This window comes from Piscinibacter sp. PDB1-1, assembly GCF_056675995.1.
Genome location: NZ_JBWVZJ010000001.1, coordinates 399,999 through 418,563 on the forward strand (window position 1 = coordinate 399,999; position 18,565 = coordinate 418,563).

The 18,565-nt window shown below is 65.6% G+C and carries 16 protein-coding genes; 7 read left to right on the forward strand and 9 right to left on the reverse strand.

The window, feature by feature from the left end; all coding sequences use genetic code 11:
• Positions 1-130: 130 nt before the first annotated feature.
• Positions 131-1,153 (forward strand): HTH-type transcriptional regulator GntR, encoded by a 1,023-nt coding sequence (gene gntR / locus AC1KAR_RS01805; protein ID WP_480314117.1) that lies wholly within the window; start codon positions 131-133, stop codon positions 1,151-1,153.
• An 11-nt stretch (positions 1,154-1,164) separates the two neighbouring features.
• On the opposite strand, the gene AC1KAR_RS01810 is transcribed toward gntR, so the two are convergent.
• The 4 genes from AC1KAR_RS01810 to AC1KAR_RS01825 form a co-directional block, all read right to left on the reverse strand.
• Positions 1,165-4,374 (reverse strand): efflux RND transporter permease subunit, encoded by a 3,210-nt coding sequence (locus tag AC1KAR_RS01810; protein ID WP_480314119.1) that lies wholly within the window; start codon positions 4,372-4,374, stop codon positions 1,165-1,167.
• Between the two features lie 11 nt (positions 4,375-4,385).
• Complete coding sequence (locus AC1KAR_RS01815; RefSeq protein WP_480314121.1) at positions 4,386-5,576, reverse strand: efflux RND transporter periplasmic adaptor subunit; 1,191 nt, start codon at positions 5,574-5,576, stop codon at positions 4,386-4,388.
• A 243-nt stretch (positions 5,577-5,819) separates the two neighbouring features.
• Positions 5,820-6,920, reverse strand: a complete 1,101-nt coding sequence (aroC, locus tag AC1KAR_RS01820) for a chorismate synthase (protein WP_480314123.1) — start codon at positions 6,918-6,920, stop codon at positions 5,820-5,822.
• Positions 6,921-7,015: 95 nt separating this feature from the next.
• A complete protein-coding gene (locus AC1KAR_RS01825) occupies positions 7,016-7,525 on the reverse strand; it encodes a CBS domain-containing protein (protein ID WP_480314125.1) in 510 nt (169 codons plus the stop codon).
• 83 nt (positions 7,526-7,608) lie between these two features.
• Between AC1KAR_RS01825 and AC1KAR_RS01830 the strand changes: the two genes are divergently transcribed.
• The 4 genes from AC1KAR_RS01830 to AC1KAR_RS01845 all read left to right on the forward strand — a co-directional run bounded on the left by AC1KAR_RS01830 (position 7,609) and on the right by AC1KAR_RS01845 (position 11,416).
• The gene (locus AC1KAR_RS01830) at positions 7,609-8,910 is read left to right on the forward strand and encodes an O-acetylhomoserine aminocarboxypropyltransferase (RefSeq protein ID WP_480314127.1); all 1,302 of its coding nucleotides are present in this window, start codon (positions 7,609-7,611) and stop codon (positions 8,908-8,910) included.
• A complete protein-coding gene (locus tag AC1KAR_RS01835; RefSeq protein ID WP_480314129.1) occupies positions 8,907-9,728 on the forward strand; it encodes an alpha/beta fold hydrolase in 822 nt (273 codons plus the stop codon). Before AC1KAR_RS01830 ends, AC1KAR_RS01835 begins: the two co-directional genes overlap by 4 nt.
• The gene (locus AC1KAR_RS01840; RefSeq protein ID WP_480314131.1) at positions 9,725-10,054 is read left to right on the forward strand and encodes an Mpo1-like protein; all 330 of its coding nucleotides are present in this window, start codon (positions 9,725-9,727) and stop codon (positions 10,052-10,054) included. The genes AC1KAR_RS01835 and AC1KAR_RS01840 overlap by 4 nt, the downstream gene beginning before the upstream one ends.
• Before the next feature lie 84 nt (positions 10,055-10,138).
• Positions 10,139-11,416 carry a diguanylate cyclase domain-containing protein gene (locus tag AC1KAR_RS01845; RefSeq protein WP_480314133.1) on the forward strand — a complete coding sequence of 426 codons (1,278 nt, stop codon included), beginning with the start codon at positions 10,139-10,141 and terminating at the stop codon, positions 11,414-11,416.
• On the opposite strand, the gene AC1KAR_RS01850 is transcribed toward AC1KAR_RS01845, so the two are convergent.
• The gene (locus AC1KAR_RS01850; protein WP_480314135.1) at positions 11,370-12,641 is read right to left on the reverse strand and encodes a YihY family inner membrane protein; all 1,272 of its coding nucleotides are present in this window, start codon (positions 12,639-12,641) and stop codon (positions 11,370-11,372) included. The two genes, AC1KAR_RS01845 and AC1KAR_RS01850, sit on opposite strands and share 47 nt — an antisense overlap.
• Before the next feature lie 19 nt (positions 12,642-12,660).
• Between AC1KAR_RS01850 and AC1KAR_RS01855 the strand changes: the two genes are divergently transcribed.
• Positions 12,661-13,056, forward strand: a complete 396-nt coding sequence (locus AC1KAR_RS01855; protein WP_480314137.1) for a DUF2069 domain-containing protein — start codon at positions 12,661-12,663, stop codon at positions 13,054-13,056.
• Positions 13,053-14,456, forward strand: coding sequence for an FAD-binding oxidoreductase (locus AC1KAR_RS01860; protein WP_480314139.1), 1,404 nt, complete (start codon positions 13,053-13,055; stop codon positions 14,454-14,456). The genes AC1KAR_RS01855 and AC1KAR_RS01860 overlap by 4 nt, the downstream gene beginning before the upstream one ends.
• Positions 14,457-14,494: 38 nt before the next feature.
• On the opposite strand, the gene AC1KAR_RS01865 is transcribed toward AC1KAR_RS01860, so the two are convergent.
• From AC1KAR_RS01865 to AC1KAR_RS01880, 4 genes are read right to left on the reverse strand one after another with little or no spacing between them, the layout of a single operon-like run.
• Positions 14,495-14,944: a DUF1178 family protein gene (locus tag AC1KAR_RS01865; RefSeq protein ID WP_480314141.1), complete on the reverse strand. Its 450-nt coding sequence runs from the start codon at positions 14,942-14,944 to the stop codon at positions 14,495-14,497.
• 19 nt (positions 14,945-14,963) lie between these two features.
• Positions 14,964-15,569, reverse strand: a complete 606-nt coding sequence (locus AC1KAR_RS01870; protein ID WP_480314143.1) for an NUDIX domain-containing protein — start codon at positions 15,567-15,569, stop codon at positions 14,964-14,966.
• A gap of 10 nt (positions 15,570-15,579) precedes the next feature.
• On the reverse strand, positions 15,580-17,061 hold the full coding sequence (gene nuoN / locus AC1KAR_RS01875) for an NADH-quinone oxidoreductase subunit NuoN (RefSeq protein ID WP_480314145.1): 1,482 nt from the start codon (positions 17,059-17,061) through the stop codon (positions 15,580-15,582).
• A 25-nt stretch (positions 17,062-17,086) separates the two neighbouring features.
• Complete coding sequence (locus AC1KAR_RS01880; RefSeq protein WP_480314147.1) at positions 17,087-18,562, reverse strand: NADH-quinone oxidoreductase subunit M; 1,476 nt, start codon at positions 18,560-18,562, stop codon at positions 17,087-17,089.
• Positions 18,563-18,565: the final 3 nt, after the last annotated feature.

Below are 18,565 nucleotides of genomic sequence, written 5' to 3' on the forward strand. Positions count from 1 at the left end.
CCGATGACGTAATTTCATCCTTGCTGGTGCATCGCCCTCTTGCACGACTTGTCGCGCACCATCGGATAGCGCTATCCTAGGCGCCGATTCATCTCCTACCCATGCGGGATAACCCGCAATCTTCTTGCCCATGACATCTCACCGACGCCCTCGTGCCACTGGGCGCGTCACGCTCGGCGACGTCGCCAAGGCCGCCGGCGTGAGCCCGATCACGGTCTCGCGTGCCCTGCGCGGCGAACGCAGCGTCGCCACCGAGCTGGTGGAACGCGTGCGGGCCGCTGCCCAGCAGCTCGGCTACGTGCCCGACCCTGCCGCCCGGGCGCTGGCGTCCAGCCGCAGCTCGCACGTGGCGGTGCTGATCCCGCTGCTGACCAACACGCTCTTTGTCGACCTGCTCGAAGCCGTGCATCGCACCCTGCTGCCGGCGGGCTTCCAGACGCTGATCGGCGTGACCCACTACGACCCAGCCGAAGAAGAACAGCTGCTCCACAGCTACATGGCTCATCGGCCCGCCGGCTTGCTCGTCACCGGCTTCGACCGGACCGAGGCGAGCCGCCGCCTCATTGCCGCGAGCGGCGTTCCGTGCGTGCACGTGATGGAGACCACCACGGCTGAAGGCGTTCACAGCGTGGGCTTTTCGCAAGCGGAGGCGGGGCATGCCATCACTGCACACCTGATGGCGCGCGGCCGAAGGCGCATCGCCTTTGTGGCGGCCCAACTCGACCCACGTGTGATGCAGCGCGCCGAGGGCTACCGCCGCTGCCTGCGCGACGCCGGGATCTACGACCCGAAGCTCGAACTGCTCAACCCCGAGCGCTCATCGCTCGCGCTCGGTGGCCAATTGTTCGAGCACACGCTCAAGAACAACCCCGAGGTGGACGCGATCTTCTTCTGCAACGACGACCTGGCCCAGGGTGGCCTGCTGGCAGCGCTGCGCCTGGGCGTCCCCGTGCCCCAGCGCGTCGCGGTGGCGGGCTTCAACGACTTGAACGGCAGCGACCAGATGCTGCCGCCTCTCACGACGGTGCACACACCGCGCACCGAGATCGGTGAACAGGCGGCGCAGATGCTCCTGCAGCTGATGCGACGCGAGCCGCTGCAACGCACGCACGTCGATGTGGGCTACCGGCTCGTCGTGCGCGGTAGCAGCTGAGCCGGCGGGTTCTACTTCGCGATCAGGTCACCCGGCAGCACCGCCGATTTCACGACCTGCGCCTTCGCCTTCCGGTCTCTCGCCAGGTACGAATACAGAACCGGCACCACGACGAGCGTGAGCAAGGTCGACGTGATCACCCCGCCGATGATGGCTCGCCCCATCGGCGCCTGAATCTCGCCGCCATCGTTGAACGCCAGCGCCAGGGGCAGCATGCCGAACACCATGGCCGCCGTCGTCATGAGGATCGGCCGCATGCGGGTGAGGCCCGCCTGCATCACCGCCTCTTCCATGCTCGCGCCCGCCTTGCGAGCGTGGTTGGCAAAGTCCACCAGCAGGATCGCGTTCTTGGTCACCAGACCCATCAGCATCACCAGGCCGATCATCGAGAAGATGTTCAAGGTGGAGCGCCAGAACAGCAGGGCGAGCATCACGCCGATCAGCGAGAGTGGCAGGGAGGCCATGATCGCGATGGGCTGCAGGAAGCTGCCGAACTGGCTGGCCAGCACGATGTAGATGAACACCACCGCCAGCAGCATGGCGCCGAGCATGGCCGTTGTGGCGTCCGCCTGCTCCTTGGTGTCGCCACCCACGTCGAAGCTGAACCCCGGCGGCAGGTTCGTCTGCGCCACGAGCTTTTGCACCTCGTTGCCCACATCGCCCGATGGCCTGCCCTGCACCCCGGCAAAGATCGCCTCGCGGCGCTGCAGGTTCTGGCGCCGGATCACATCGGGGTTCGAGACCGGGTCGATGGTGGCCACGCTCTCGAGCGTGATGGGGGTGCCATCCTTGGTGAAGGCAACCGGCAGCTGACGCATCTGCGCCACCCGTTCACGCTGGGCTTCGGGTAGCCGCAACAGCACCTGCACCTGCTCGCCGTCGGGCGTGGTCCAGTAGGTGGAGATGTCGCCATTCACGTAGGCTCGCAAGGACGAAGCCAGTTGCGGGGCCGTCAAGCCCAGCTCGCGAACAGCGCTCGGGCGCAGCCGCACGGCATAGGCCGGCAGGCCGGGTTTGGCCGAGAGGTCGACGTCGACGATGCCAGGGATCTTCTTGACCTTGTCGGCGAACTCCTGCGCCACACGGGTCAGGCCCTCCGGGTCGCTGCCCAGGATCGCCACGTAGATCGGCCGGTTGAAGCCCACCGAGACCTCCACGCCGGGGATCTTGGCGATGCTCTCGCGGATCGCGTCTTCCACCTGCTTCTGGGTGCGCTTGCGCTGCGCGCGCGGCACGAGGCCGATGTTCAGCGTGGCCTGGCCGCGGCCGACCGAGAAGCCGTTGCCCTGCCCGCCCACGTTGGTGGAGACGCTCGCCACCTCGGGGAAGGTGGAGACGATCTCCTCGACCTGCCGCACCTTGTCGTCGCTGCGCACAAGGCTTGAGCCGATCGGCATGCGCAACGAGAGCTGGGTGAACCCCTGGTCGGTCTGCGGCATGAACTCCGTTCCCACCAGCGGCGCGAGCATCAAGGCCACGACGAAGCTCAGGCCGCCCGCCATGAGGATGAGCCCGCGCGGCGACACGGTGAGCCACCGCCAGCGGCGCGGCTGCGTACGGTCGCGCTTGCCATCGACCACCGGCCGCGCGTAGGCCGCGATGGGCGGCACGAACAGCCGATAGCGCCGCTTGGAGAAGGCCCAGTGGATCAGCTTCTCGTAGGCCGAGTGCATCAGGTCGAGGCCGCGGTCGGTGCCCGAGATCAACTGCTTGATCACAGGCATGTTGCGCAGGCGCTTGCTCGGTGGGTCGTGCCACACGGCCGACAGCATCGGGTCGAGCGTGAAGCTCACGAAGAGCGAGATCAGAACTGCCACCGCCACCGTCACGCCGAAGGGGTAGAAGAACTTGCCGACAATGCCGCCCATGAACGCGACCGGCACGAACACCGCGCAGATGGCGAATGTGGTCGCCATCACGGCCAGGCCGATCTCGTCGGTGCCGTCTCGCGCAGCGGTGTGGTGGTCCTTGCCCATGTGAACGTGGCGCACGATGTTCTCGCGCACCACGATGGCATCGTCGATCAACAGCCCGATGCATAGGCTGAGCGCCATCATGGTCATGAAGTTCAGCGTGAAGCCGAACGCGTACACCGCGATGAAGCTGGAGATCACCGCAATGGGCAGCGTGAGCCCGGTGATGATGGTGCTGCGCCAGGAGTGCAGGAACAGGAACACGATCGCCACCGTCAGCAGCGCGCCCTCGATCAGCGTGTGCTGCAGGCCGGTGAGCGAGTTCTTGACGAAGTCGCTGTTGGCGTAGATGAGCTTGAGCTCCATGCCGCTCGGCAGCGACTTCTCCAGCTCCGCCCTCGCCTCCTTCACCGCCTCGCCCGTCGTCACGATGTTGGCGTCTTGCTGCTTGAAGATATTGAACGTCACGGCCGGCTGGCCGTTGATGCGCGAGATCGACTCCGGCTCCTGCTCGCGCTCGATCAATTCGCCCAGGTCACCCAACAGCACAGGCGACCCGCCGCGATGCGCGACAACCACCTCGGTGAACTGCTTGGGGTCACGCACGCGGCCCTCGACGCGAAGGATGGCGTCCTGCGTCGAGTTGGTGAGCAAGCCCACGGGCTGGTCAGAGTTGGCGGCGGCCAGCGCCGCGCTTACGTCGGCTGGTGTGATGGCATAGGCGCGAAGGCGCGCAGCATCTAGATTGATGCGAACCTCGCGCTTGGTCAGGCCTGAAATGTTGACCATGGCAACGCCTTCGACCCGCTGGAACCGCTTGCTCACGATCTGGTCGGCCACCAGAGACAGCTCACGCGGGCTGCGAGTCTTGGAGATCAGCGCCATCACGACCACCGGTTGGTCGTTCTCGCTGTCGAAGCGCGAGACGGTGGGCATCTTCGCGTCTCTCGGGAACGCGGCCTGCACCATGCCCAGGCGGTCGCGCACGTCCTGCATGGCTCGCGCCATGTCGGCGTTGAGCGTGAACTCCACGCTCGTCTGGCTGCGGCCCTCGAAACTGCGCGAGGTGATCCGCTTGACACCCGCAATGCTGTTGAGCGACTCCTCGATCAGCTTGGTGATCTCGCGCTCGACCGCCTCGGGCGAGGCGCCCGGGTAGGCCACGTCGACAAATGCCACCGGCACGGTCACGTCGGGCGTTTGCTCCAGCCCCAGTTTGCTGTACGAAAACAGGCCGAGCACGCACAGCGCGACCATCACCATGGTGGCGAAGACCGGGTTGTTGATCGCCACACGGGTCATCCACATGTCGCGGCCCCTTATTTCAGCGCAGGGCTCGAGGCCGCCGCCATCGACACAGACGCCGCCGAAGCCGCCTTGGGCGCTGCCACCGACGCCTTGGCGCCGTCGCGCAGATTGTCGAAACGAGCGGCAAGCACTGTCGCACCGGGCTTGAGACCTTTCAGCACCTCGACCCGGGCCGTCGCGTCATCGCGCCGGCCGGTGGTGATGGATCGCCTCAGCAAGGCGCCGTCTTCGATCACCCAGACCTGTTCCTGACCGGACGTGGTGCCGATCGCAGCCACCGGCAGCGTCAGGCGCTGCGTGTCGTCTGCGAGCACGACGCGCGCCATGGCATACAGCCCGGCGCGAAACTGCTCAGTCTTGTTGTCCAGCGCCACCACGACGCCGATCGAGCGGCTTCCCGCCTCGGCCGCGGGAGCGATTCGGTCGATGCGTCCTTTCACCGGTTGCGCGGCTCCCTCGATCTGCACATCGACCTCCTGCCCGGGCTTGAGCTGGGCCACCGCGTAGGTGCCGACCGAACCCGCCAGTTCGAGTGATGAGAGATCGACGACGGACAGCAGTTGCTGCTCGGCGCTGACCTTTTCTCCCGGCACGGCATATCGCTTCCCGACGATGCCGGTGATAGGTGCAATCAAGGCAGCCTCTTTCACGCCCAGCCTCACGGTGGCGAGTTGCGCCTGAGCCGCCTTGTACTGCGCGCGGGCGGATTCGAGCCGCGCTCTCGATGACTCCAGGCCGGTCGATGAGATGAAGCTCTGGCTCGCCAGGCCCTCGTTGGCAGCGTGCTGGCGCTCGGCCTCGACGAGGGCGGCGTGCGCGGCGTCAACGCTCGCGCTACGCTCGGTCACGCGGCTGTGCAGGTCAGCCAGGTCGATCTGGCCAAGCATGTGCCCCGCCTTCACCCGATTGCCTTCGGAAACCGCCAGGCTCAGGAGGGTTCCGGGCGCCTTGGCACGCACGATCGCCGTGCGGGGAGCCACCAACGGACCCGAGAACTCGATCACCAGCGGCATGCTGGTGAGAACGGGCCGCACCACCTCGCCGGCGGCGAACTCCAACGGGACCTCGGGCTTCTTGCTGTCGCCGGAGGGCGGGCGCTTCGCTCCATCCCCCCTGCTCGATACGACCGCCAGGGCGATGCCGGCGAGCACGCATGCCGCAATGCCGCTGCCGATCCAGAGGCGGCGCTTGTTCATTCCCATCCCGTTCACTCCTGTGGGCGCGGGCCCTTGTGAGGCCGCGCCGGTTGTTTGTCTGATCTGGTCACGGCCGGCAGTCTAGGCGCGGGGTTACCTGGCGCCAGCCACGCTGCGACAAACTGCAGTTTGAGCGGCCCGAACCGTGCCGGCGTGCGACAGGCGGGGCCAAAGGAATGCGCAGTTTAGTGGCCAGCTGCCCCGGCAAATCCCCCTAGGACAGGGCGGTGCGGCGCGACTTCGATCGCCTCAGCCGGCCTGGCCGGGGATCGGCGCGCCTGGCACGCTCACGTCGGCGCATTGCGCGCGGTGACGCAATGCGTGATCCATCAGGACGAGCGCGAGCAGCGCCTCGGCGATCGGCGTGGCACGGATGCCCACGCAGGGGTCGTGGCGCCCGAATGTCTCGACCGTCGCCGGCTGGCCCTGCAAGTCGACCGACTGGCGGGGGCTGCGGATCGAGCTGGTGGGCTTGATCGCAATGGACACGGTGATGTCCTGGCCGCTCGATATGCCGCCCAGGATGCCGCCCGCGTTGTTGCTGCGAAAGCCCTCGGGCGAGAGCTCGTCGCCATGCGTCGTGCCGCGCTGCGCCACGCTGGCGAACCCTGCACCGATCTCGACGCCCTTGACCGCATTGATGCCCATCATCGCCTTGGCGATGTCGGCGTCGAGCCGGTCATACAGAGGCTCGCCCCAGCCCACCGGCACGCCGTGCGCGCGCACCGACAGCCGCGCGCCGCAGCTGTCGCCGGCTTTGCGCAGTTCATCCATGTAGGTTTCGAGACGCGCGATGTCGCTGACGTTGGCCGCGAAGAAGGGGTTGTTCGGCACATGCGCCATCGACTCGAACGGGATCTCGATCTCGCCGATCTGCGTCATGTGGCCGGAGAAGGTGGTGCCGTACTGCTGCTGCAGCCACTTGCGCGCGACCGCGCCCGCCGCCACGGTGGGCGCAGTCAGGCGAGCCGACGAGCGGCCGCCCCCACGCGGATCGCGGATGCCGAACTTGTGCCAGTAGGTGTAGTCGGCGTGCCCCGGTCGAAATGTCTGCAGGATGTTGCCGTAGTCCTTGCTGCGCTGATCGGTGTTGCGGATCAGCAGGCAGATCGGCGTGCCGGTGGTCTTGCCCTCGTACACGCCCGAGAGAATTTCAACCGCATCGGCCTCGTTGCGCTGCGTGACGTGGCGCGACGTGCCCGGGCGCCGGCGATCGAGTTCAGGCTGGATGTCTGCCTCGGACAAGGCCATGCCCGGGGGGCACCCATCGATCACGCAGCCGATGGCCGGGCCGTGGGATTCACCGAAGTTGGTGACACAGAACAGGGTGCCGAGGGTGCTGCCGGACATGGAAACCTTGGAGGGTGCGCGCAAGAACCGGCAATTTTACGAGCAGCACACATGCCTTCCGCGCGAGCGCAGCGAAGCGCCCCTCAAGCCACAAGCTACGTACGGGTTGCCCGGACGTCAGCTTGGCGCCCCTCGGGGGCAGGAGCGACAGCGACTGGGGGGCTGTCATCCTCGACCGGCCAGTCGCGGATGTACGCCTTGAGCATGCGGTTCTCGAAGTCCTGGCTTTCGACCACGGCCTTGGCCACGTCGTAGAACGAGATCACGCCCATGAGGGTGCGCTGGGTCATCACCGGCATGTAGCGAGCGTGGCGCTCGAGCATCATGCGGCGCACTTCGTCGATCTCGGTCTCAGGTGTGCAGGTGAGCGGGTGGTCGTCCATCACGCTGCGCACACGTGTGTTGCCCACCGTGCCGCCGTTCTTCACGACGGCCTGGATCACCTCGCGAAACGTGAGCATGCCCACGAGGTCACCGTGATCCATCACCACGAGCGAGCCGATGTCGCGCTCCGACATGATCTGGACCGCTTCGCCGAGTGCGTTCTCGGGCGTGGTGGTGAACAACGTGCCGCCTTTGACACGCAGGATGTCTGCGACTTTCATGGTGATCTCCCCGGGCAGGTGACGGTTCATATTAGCCCACAATGGTTTGCAGCAAAAGACGTAACTCCGCACGGAGAACTGCCATGCCCGGCCATTCCGACCCCGGTTTCGACACGCTGTCGCTGCATGCCGGCGCGACACCCGACCCCAGCACGGGTGCGCGGGCCGTACCCATCTACCTGAGCACCAGCTTCGTCTTCGAGAGCAGCGACCATGCGGCCGCGCTGTTTAACATGGAGCGCTCAGGGCATGTGTACAGCCGCATCTCCAATCCGACGACTGCGGTGCTCGAAGAGCGTGTCGCGGCGCTCGAAGGCGGCGTGGGTGCGATCGCTACCGCAAGCGGCCAGGCCGCGCTGCACCTCGCCATCGCCACCCTGGCGGGGGCGGGATCGCACATCGTGTCGAGCAGCGCTCTCTACGGGGGCTCGCACAACCTGCTGCACTACACGCTCGCGCGCTTCGGGATCGAGACCACGTTCGTCAAGCCGGGCGACATCGACGGCTGGCGCAATGCAATTCGCCCCAACACGCGGCTGCTGTTCGGCGAGACGCTCGGCAACCCGGGGCTCGACGTGCTCGACATCCCCGCCGTGAGTGCCATCGCCCACGAGCGTGGGTTGCCCCTCCTGGTCGACTCGACCCTCACATCGCCCTACCTCATCAAACCCTTCGACCATGGCGCCGACCTGCTTTACCACTCGGCCACCAAGTTCCTGAGCGGCCATGGCACCGTCGTGGGCGGCGTGCTGGTGGACAGCGGTCAGTTCGACTGGGCTGCAAGCGGGCGCTTCCCTGAGTTGAGCGAGCCCTACGCGGGGTTCCACAACATGGTGTTCGCCGAAGAGAGCACGGTGGGTGGCTTTCTGCTGCGCGCGCGCCGCGAAGGGCTGCGCGACTTCGGTGCCTGCATGAGCCCGCACACCGCCTGGCTGATCCTGCAAGGCATCGAGACCTTGTCGCTGCGCATGGAGCGCCACGTGGGCAACACACGCAAGGTGGTCGAACACCTCGCCTCGCATGCGATGGTCGAGAGCGTGGGGTACCCCGAACTGCCGGGCCACGCCAGCCACGCGCTCGCCGCTAGGCTGCTACCGCGCGGCTGTGGTTCGGTCTTCAGCTTCAACCTCAAGGGCAATCGCGCCCAAGGCAAGGCGTTCATCGAAGCATTGAAGGTGTTCTCGCACCTTGCCAATGTGGGCGACTGCCGCTCTCTCGTCATCCACCCGGCGTCGACCACTCACTTTCGTATGGACGACTCGGCGCTCGCGCAGGCGGGCATCACTCAGGGCACGATCCGCCTGTCGATCGGGCTCGAAGATGCCGACGACCTGATCGACGACCTCTCCCGCGCACTGAAGGCCGCGCAGAAGGCAGGCGCATGAAGCTCAACGTCCAGGGCCGCGAGGCGTTTGCGTATACGGGTGGCAAGCCCTTCGACGCCGGCTTGCCGGTCGTCACCTTCATCCACGGCGCGCTCAACGACCACAGCGTCTGGGGGCTGCAGACGCGCGCCCTCGCCCACCATGGCCATGCCGTACTCGCGGTCGATCTGCCCGGGCACGGGCGCAGCCCGGGGCCCGCGCTGGTGAGCGTGGAAGACGCGGCCCGGTGGCTGGTCGATCTGTTGGCCGCAGCCGGCGTGCAGCGCACCGCGCTGGTCGGCCACAGCCTGGGCTCGCTGATCGCGCTGGATGCCGCGGCCCGCCTGGGCGAGCGCGCGAGCCGCCTGGTCATGGTCGGAGCGGCCTTTCCGATGAAGGTGACACCCGCGCTGCTCAGCACCTCGCTCGATGCCCCGCTGAAGGCCATCGACATGGTCAACGCCTTCTCGCACTCCACCCTGGGTGCCACGCCCTCTGCGCCCGCGCCGGGCTTCTGGCTGCAAGGCGGCAACCGCGCGCTGATGCGCCGCATGCAGGCCGGCTACGCAGCAGCGGGCCACGGCAACCTGTTTCATCAGGATTTCCTCGTCTGCGATGCCTATGCAGGCGGCCTGGAAGCAGCATCCAACGTACGCTGCCCCACGCGCCTGATCCTCGGCGAGTACGACCAGATGACGCCCCCCAAGGCCGCCTCGGCGCTGGCCGCCGCCCTCGGCGCGGAATGCGTCACGCTCCCCGCGGGGCATTCCCTGATGGGGGAGATGCCCGATGCGGTGTTGAATGGCATCCAATCCTTTCTTTGTGCGAGCCGATCATGAGCAGTACCTCCGCACCCGTCGATCCCAAGACGATCAAGACGTTCAATGAGTTCTACCCTTTCTACCTGAGCGAGCACAGCAACCGCACCTGCCGCCGGCTGCATTTCATCGGCTCGACCCTCGCACTGATCTGCTTCGCGACAGCAATCGTTCGGGGTGAACCGATCTACCTCCTCTATGGCCTGCTGTGCGGCTACGGCTTTGCCTGGCTGGGGCACTTCGGATTCGAGAAGAACAAGCCTGCGTCCTTCAAGCGCCCGTTGTTCAGCTTCATGGGCGACTGGGCCATGTACAAGGACATCTGGACTGGCAAGATCCGGCTGTGATCAGATCGCTCTGACCCACTTTCCCTGATCGCCCCCATACCCGCCCGTCAGCCCCGCGGTACCCCGCTTGCCAGTTCGCTCGCGATGTCAGCCCATCTCCTGCCGACAACCGACCGCCTCGCGCACATCGAGCGCCTGGTCGACGCCATCGATCTGCCCATCGGGCGCTGGGATCGCAACAACCGCCTGGTCTTCTGCAATACGCCCTATCTCCAATGGGCCGGCCGGGGCCGCGATGAGCTGATCGGCCGCACCCTGCAAGAGTTGTTCGGTGACGACGCATGGGCCAGCGCGCACGCCGCCTTCGGGCAGGCGTTCGCCGGGCAGACGGTGCACTACGAGCGCAGGCTGACCCACCGCGAGGCGGTGCGCTGGGCACGGATCCAGGTGTTCCCTGACGCCGATTCGAACGGCGAGGTCGAAAGCGTCTTCACGATTGCCGTCGATATCCACCAGGACGTGCTCGAACGCGAAGCACTCTCGGCGGCGCGCCAGCGCCTCGCTCACTTCACCGAGAACATCCCCTACCCGCTCACATACGTCGATCGCGAGTTCGTCCTGCGCTTCGTCAACAAGGCCTATATCGACGCAACCGGCCAATCCCCCGCGGACATGCTCGGCCGCACGATCGGCGACGTGCGTGGCGCGCAGCGCTGGGCCGAGCACAAGGCCTACTTCGAACGCGCCCTCGAAGGCAAGACGGTGCAGTACACCCGCCTGGTCGACCTGCCGGAGCAGGGCCCGCGCTGGGTGCGGACCAGCTACGTACCGGACTTCGACAGCACCGGCGACATTGCCGGCCTGTACACGGTGACGGTCGACGTGCATGAACTGACGCTCAGCCAGGAGAACCTCAAGCGCAGCGTCGAGCGCGACCCGCTCACCGACGTGCTGAGCCGCCGCACGATGATGGATCGCCTCGAATCCGCCATGGCCACCGCCCCAGAGACTCCGGTGGCGCTGTTCTTCGTCGATCTCGATGGCTTCAAGGCCGTGAACGACAGGCTCGGGCACCGAGCCGGCGACGCCCTGCTCGTGGCGGTGGCGCAGGCGCTGCAAAGTGCAGTGCGCGCCGAGGATTCCGTCGGCCGATTCGGCGGTGATGAGTTCCTGGTTCTGGCCGCGCTACGCGACCCGGCTGGTGCCGACACGCTGGCGATGCACATGCTGGCCGCCGTGCACAGCGTCACGACCGAATCGGTGAGCGCGAGCATTGGCTACGCGCTTGCACCCTTCGATGCGCAGCAGCCCCTCAAGCTGCTGCAGCTCGCCGACGAGGCCATGTACGAAGCCAAGCGCCAGGGCAAGGACCGCGTCATGCGCGGGCGGGCAGCTCCGCAGGCGCAACAGGCGCAGGCTTGAGCAGGTCTTGCAGCGTCATCTCGTCGAAGCCCGCGTGGCGCCAGAAACCCTGCAGTTCGACCGAGGGCTCCACCAGCACCTTGGCCAGCAGCTTGTTCGCCTTCGTCGTGGCCGGGTCGCACAGCAGCACATAACGCGCGCTGCCGTCTTCGTCGAGCCGGCCCGCCCAGTCGATCTCGACCAGAGCATCGAGCAAGGGTTCTATCTGCAGCGGGTCGGTGCGAAGGCGGCGTGACAAACGCGCGGCGCTGAGGCCGTGGTCGTCGGCCGAACGGGCCTGCCACAACTCGCGCAACATGCCCACCACGAGTTGGAACCGATAACCCGGCACTGCGGGCCGCCGCACCACCCTCATCTGCAAACTCGGTGCGTAGGCCGCGATCACCGCCCCGAGCAAAACCACGACCCAGCTCAGGTAGACCCAGATCAACAAGATGGGCGCCGTGGCAAAAGCCCCGTAGACCGTGCTGTACGTGGGCACGCTGCCGAGATACAGGCCCAGGCCACGTTTGGCGAGTTCGATGCCCACCGCCACAAAAATCCCGCCCGCCCAGGCGTGCCGCCACTCGACCACCGTATTGGGCACATAGTGGAAGAGGCTGGCCATGGCGCCCGAGAGCATCACGAATTCGATCGTGTTCAGCAGAAACGACACACCCCCTGGCATCGTACCCACGAAGCCCTTGCCCGCAGAGATCGCGTATGAGGTCATCGTGAGGCTCACGCCCAGCAGCAAGGGGCCGAGCGTCATGGCCGCCCAGTAGACCAGCACGCGCTGAGCGATCGGCCGCGGCGTGCGCACGCGCCAGATGTTGTTGAGCGTGCGGTCGATGGTGAGCATCAACGCGAGCGCCGTGAAAAGCAGCAGCACGAGACCGAACGTGCCCAGGCGGTTTGCCTTGGTGGCGAACTGCGTCAGCGCGCCCAGCACCGGCTTGGCGATGCTGTCGGGCACCAAGGCTTGCAGGAAGTACTTGTTCAGCGAGTCCTGGAACTTGGCGAACATCGGGAACGCGGTGAACAAGGCCAGCATGACCGTGACGAGCGGCACCAGCGAGATCAGCGTGGTGAAGGTGAGGCTGCCGGCCGTGAGGCCCAGGCGATCTTCGCGGAAGCGCTGGCGAAGCGTGCGCAGGGTGTCGCGCCATGGCCAGTGCTGAAGAGTCTCAAGCAACTCAGCGATGCGCTCCTGCATGCTCTGCTTGAAAGGGGTCGGCACATTCATTTGCGGCATCATAGCCACCGTGATTACCTCCGCCCCCGACGCCATTCCCCCCTTCGTCAACCGCACACGCGCGGCTGCCGTCGCCAGCCTGCTGGCCCTGATCGTTCTGTGCATCGCATGGGAGCTGTGGCTGGCCCCGCTGCGACCCGGCGGCACCTGGCTCGCGCTCAAGGCGCTGCCACTCACCTTGCCGCTCGCAGGCTTGCTCAAGAACCGCATGTACACCTACCGTTGGGTCAGCCTGCTGGTGTGGATCTACTTCACCGAAGGCGTGGTGCGCGCCACCAGCGACCGCGGGCCGAGCGTGCCGCTGGCCGTGATCGAGGTGCTGCTGTGCCTCGTGCTCTTCACGGCTTGCGCCATGCATGTGCGTTGGCGGCTGAAACAGGCCAAGGGGCGATCGGTCGCGCCATGAGCGATCTGCTGCAGGCCCTGCGCACGGCGGTAGGCGCAGCCCATGTGCTGGTCGGCGGCGATCTGTCTGCTTACGAACACGACTGGCGCAAGCGCTACCGCGGCCGCGCACTGGCCGTCGTGCGCCCGGCCACCACCATTGAAGTCGCCGGCGTGGTCAGGCTTTGCGCGCGCTATGGCGCCGGCCTGGTTCCGCAGGGCGGCAACACCGGGCTGGTCGGCGGCTCCGTGCCCGATGCCAGCGGCTCGCAGGTGCTGCTCAGCCTGGGTCGCATGAACCGCGTACGCGAACTGGATGACGCGAACCTCACCCTCACGGCAGAGGCCGGCTGCGTGCTTCAGGCCGTGCAGGAAGCTGCCGCCGCACGAGGCTTTCTGTTCCCGCTTAGCCTTGCTGCCGAGGGCAGTTGCACCATCGGTGGCAACCTTGCCACCAACGCTGGCGGCACGCAAGTCCTGCGCTATGGCAATGCGCGAGAACTGTGTCTCGGCCTTGAAGTCGTCACCGCTCAGGGCGAGGTGTGGGAAGGTTTGAGCGGCCTGCGCAAGGACAACACCGGCTATGACCTCCGCGATCTGTTCATCGGCAGCGAAGGCACACTGGGCATCATCACCGCCGCCACGCTGAAGCTGCATCCGCAACCCGCAGCGCGGATGACCGCGCTCGCCGCCCTGCCCTCGCTGGAAGCCGCCGTTTCCCTGCTGCAGATGGCGCAAGCCCGGCTCGGTGCCGGGCTGACGGGCTTCGAGGTCATGAACCGCTTCTCGCTCTCGCTCGTACGCAAGCATTTCCCGCAACTGCGCCAGCCGCTGCCCGCGTCGGATTGGACCGTGCTGCTGGAGCAATCCGACACCGAGGGCGAACTGCACGCGCGGGGCTTGTTCGAAGCCCTGCTCGAATCAGCCATCGAACGCGCGCTGATCAGCGATGCCGCGGTCGCAGAGAGCATCGATCAATCGCGCGCCATGTGGCACCTGCGCGAGTCGATCCCGCTCGCACAGCCGGAGGAAGGCCCGAACATCAAGCACGACATCTCGATCCCGGTGTCGCTCATCCCCGCTTTCGTGGCAGCTACCGACGCGGCCTTGCAGGCAGCCCACCCCGGCACGCGCTCGGTGAACTTCGGCCACCTGGGAGACGGCAACCTGCACTACAACCTGCAGGCGCCGGTGGGCACGGACGGCGCGGCTTTCCTGCGTCAGCACGAACCTTCGGTGAACCGGATCGTCTACGACTCGGTGAGTCGATACGGCGGCTCGATCTCCGCCGAGCACGGCGTGGGCGCGCTCAAACGCGACGAGCTCGCGGCGCGCAAGTCACCGGTGGCCATGCAACTGATGCGGGCCATCAAGCGCGCGCTCGACCCGCAAGGCACGATGAACCCCGGCCGCATGCTCTGAGGCGCCGAGAACTCGGCGCCGCATCTTCGGCTTCGCGCTTACTGGATGCGGCCCTTCGCGCCGGCCGGCAAGGCCAGCGACATCACCTCGATGCCCTCTTCCTGCAGGACCACCGCATCTTCGCGACTGGCCTGACCACGAATTGCACGCTCCTCCACCTCGCCATAGTGAATGCGGCGAGCTTCCTCCGCGAAACGCTCACCGACGTCATCGGTGTGGGCCAGAACGTGCTGCACCGCACGCAGCCACATCGACTGCATCGTCATAGCCTCCGGCGTCATGCCAGGCGGATTGCTGCTCTGGGGGTCGGCCCCACGCGCACCCGAGACGTTCAGACGCGGCGCCGTCGGCATCTTGCTGATGGCCTTGTCGGCGCACAGAGGGCACTCGACCAAACCGCGATCGAACTGCGATTGAAAGTCGTCTTCGGACGCAAACCAGCCTTCGAACTGGTGATCGTGGGTGCAGCGCAGGTTCAGGACCTTCATGGCACCGAATTATGGACAGCTATGCAGTTGGCGCAGCTTGCCAGGTGATTTGCCAACGGCCAGAACGCCAACTTTGCAACCACATGAGGCCAATCAGCGTCTTGGCATCGGTGAGATCGCCACTCTGAGCCATGTCGTCCAGCGCTTCCACGCTGCTCGTGTCCACATCGAGGAACTCGCCTGCGTCGAGGCTGCGGTCACCGAGCTCCAGGCCTCGGGCAAACCAGATCTCGATGCCTTCGGTGGAATAAGCTATGGCGTTGTGGAGGATCCCCGCTCTCGCCCACTCCCGTGCGGTGTAGCCCGTCTCCTCGGTGAGCTCACGAATGGCGCATTGCAAGGGCGGCTCGCCCGCGTCGATCTTGCCGGCCGGAAACTCGAGCATCACCCGGCCCATCGGGTATCGGAACTGGCGCTCCACCACCACGCGCCCGTCATCAAGCAGCGGAACGATCATCACCGCGCCGGGGTGGACGATGTACTCGCGAGCAGCCTGGCCGCCATCGGGCAGGCGCACTTCGTCGCGCCGAACGTCGAGAAAGTGCCCTCGGTACACCTGGCTGGTGCTGACCTGTTGCTCGCGCAGGTGCGCGTCGTCGTCAACCTTGCTCACGCCGTCACTCATGGCGTGGCGTTCAAGTCTTCAGGGCCTGCAGAACCGCGTTGGCGCACAGCGTCATCAGCCAGCCCGGAAGGATGCCGAAGGCCAGCACGGCAGCGCCGTTGAGTGACAGGAGCACGCGCACTTCGCCGGTAGTGGAGATGGGTGCCGTTTCCTTGGGTTCGTCGAAATACATCACCTTCACCATACGAAGGTAGTAGTAGGCCGCCACCAACGAGAGCAACACGGCGACGACTGCCAGAACGATGTAGGCGCTGTCGTTGGTCGACACCAGCGACTGAAGCACGGCCAGCTTGGCGTAGAAACCGACGGTCGGCGGAATACCGGCCAGCGAGAACATGAACACCGCCATCACGGCCGCATACCAGGGACTGCGCTTGGCCAGCCCTTTGAAGTCATCGATGTTCTCGCTCTCGAAGCCAAGTCGAGACAGCAACATGATGACGCCGAAAGTACCCAGCGTGGTCAGCACGTAGCTGACCAAGTAGAACAGCGCCGACGAGTAGCCGTTCGCCGCAGAGAAGGTGTTGTTGGAGATGACGGTCGGCGTGAAGCCGAGCAGCATGAAACCCACCTGCCCGATGGTCGAGTAAGCCAGCATGCGCTTGAGGTTGGACTGCGCAATGGCAGCCAGATTGCCCACCAGGAGCGAAGCCACCGACAACAGGATGAGCATCTGCTGCCAGTCGGTTGCGACACCGGACATGCCCTCCACCAGCAGGCGGAAGGTGATGGCAAAGGCGGCAAGCTTCGGGGCACCGGCAATCAACAGCGTCACGGCCGTCGGCGCACCGTGGTAGATGTCGGGGATCCACATGTGGAACGGGACCGCGCCAAGCTTGAATGCCAAACCCGCGACGACAAACACCACGCCAAACACCAGTACGGCCTTGTTGATCTGCCCCGTGGCGATGGCATTGAAGACCTGCGGGATGTCGAGCGAGCCCGTTGCGCCGTACATCATCGACAAGCCGTAGAGCAGGAAGCCGCTCGCAAGCGCACCCAGCACGAAGTACTTCATCGCGGCCTCGGTGGCTTCGATGTTGTCGCGGCGCAGGGCAGTCAGCGCGTAGAGCGACAAGGACATCAACTCCAGACCCAGGTAGACGATCAGGAAGTTGTTCGCCGAGAGCATCACCGAGATGCCAAGGTAGGAGGTGAGGCTCAGCGTGAACAACTCACCCTTCAGGATGTCGCGATGCTCGGCGTAGGGGCGCGCGTAGGCGAGCGCGATCATCAAGGCCACGCCAGCAAACGCACCCAGCAAGTGGCCCAGCGGATCGGACACGACCATGCGCTGCATTCCATAGAGCACCACACCGCCGTCGAAATACAGCCAGTGCATCAGCGCCACCACGGCCAGCGTGGCCTGCGTCAGAAGGTAGGTCGGCGTGCGGCGCGGGTGCGTGACCCACAAGTCCACCATGGCCACGAAGCAGGTCATGCCCAGCAGCACGAGCTCGGGGTAGATGGCCAGCCAGTTCATGTCGTTCATGTTCTTGCGCTCAGTTCAGCTTCGCTCAATTGAGCTTCGATTGGGCAACGTGCTTCAGCAGTTCGGTCACGCTCACATGCATGGTGTCGGTGAACGGCTTCGGGTACAGGCCCATCCACATGACCGCAATCGCCAGCACCGCCAGCATCAGGTACTCACGCGCATTGATGTCTTCGAGCGCACGCACGTCTTCGTTCGCCACCGGGCCGAAGTACACGCGCTTGACCATCCACAGCGTGTAGGCAGCGCCGAACACCAGCGTGGTGGCCGCAAGCGCACCGAGCCAGAAGTTGACCTTGACGGTGCCGAGGATGACCATCCACTCGCCCACGAAACCGCCTGTGCCCGGCAGGCCGCAATTGGCCATAGCGAAGAACACCGCGAAGGCCGTGAACTTGGGCATGGTATTGACCACACCACCGTAACTTGCGATCTCGCGCGAATGCACGCGGTCGTACAGCACGCCGATGCACAGGAACATCGCCCCCGAGACAAACCCGTGCGAGATCATCTGCACAAGGCCACCGGAGATGCCGAGTTCGTTGAACAGGAAGAAGCCCAGCGTCACGAAACCCATGTGGGCGATTGACGAATAGGCAACCAGCTTCTTCATGTCCTGCTGAACCAGCGCCACCAGGCCGATGTAGACCACGGCGATCAGCGAGAGGCCGACCACCACCCAGGTCCACTGATGGCTCGCATCGGGCGCGACCGGCAGCGAGAACCGAAGGAAACCGTAAGCACCCAGCTTGAGCATGATCGCCGCCAGCACCACCGACCCGCCCGTAGGCGCCTCGACGTGGGCATCCGGCAGCCAGGTATGCACCGGCCACATCGGCACCTTGACCGCGAACGCCGCGAAGAAGGCGAAGAAGAGCAAGGTCTGCTCTGTCATCGTGAGCGGCACGCTGTGCCAGGTCTGGATCGAGAAGCTGCTGCCCGACTTGAAGTACAGGAAGATCAGCGCGATCAGCATCAGCAAGGAGCCGGCCAGCGTGTAGAGGAAGAACTTGAACGCCGCATACACCCGACGCGGCCCGCCCCAGATGCCGATGATGATGTACATCGGGATCAGCGTGGCCTCGAAGAAGACGTAGAACAGCAGGCCATCGAGCGCCGAGAAAACACCCACCATGATCCCCGAGAGGATCAGGAACGCGCCCATGTACTGGTTGACGCGCTCGGTGATGACTTCCCACGCGGCGATCACGACGATGATGGTGATGAACGCCGTCAGCAAAACGAACCACACCGAGATGCCGTCCAGGCCCAGGTGGTAGCGCACGTTGAAGCGCTCGATCCATGCCAGATTCTCCTGGAACTGCATGGCCGCGGTGCTGTTGTCGAAGCCCAGGATGAGCGGGATCGTGACGACGAAGGCAAGCACGGCGGCCACCAGCGCAAACCAGCGCACGGCCGTGGCGTGGTCATCGCGACCGAGCGCAAGCAGCAACACGCCGGCCAGGATCGGCAACCAGATGGCAAGGCTAATCAAACCCATGTT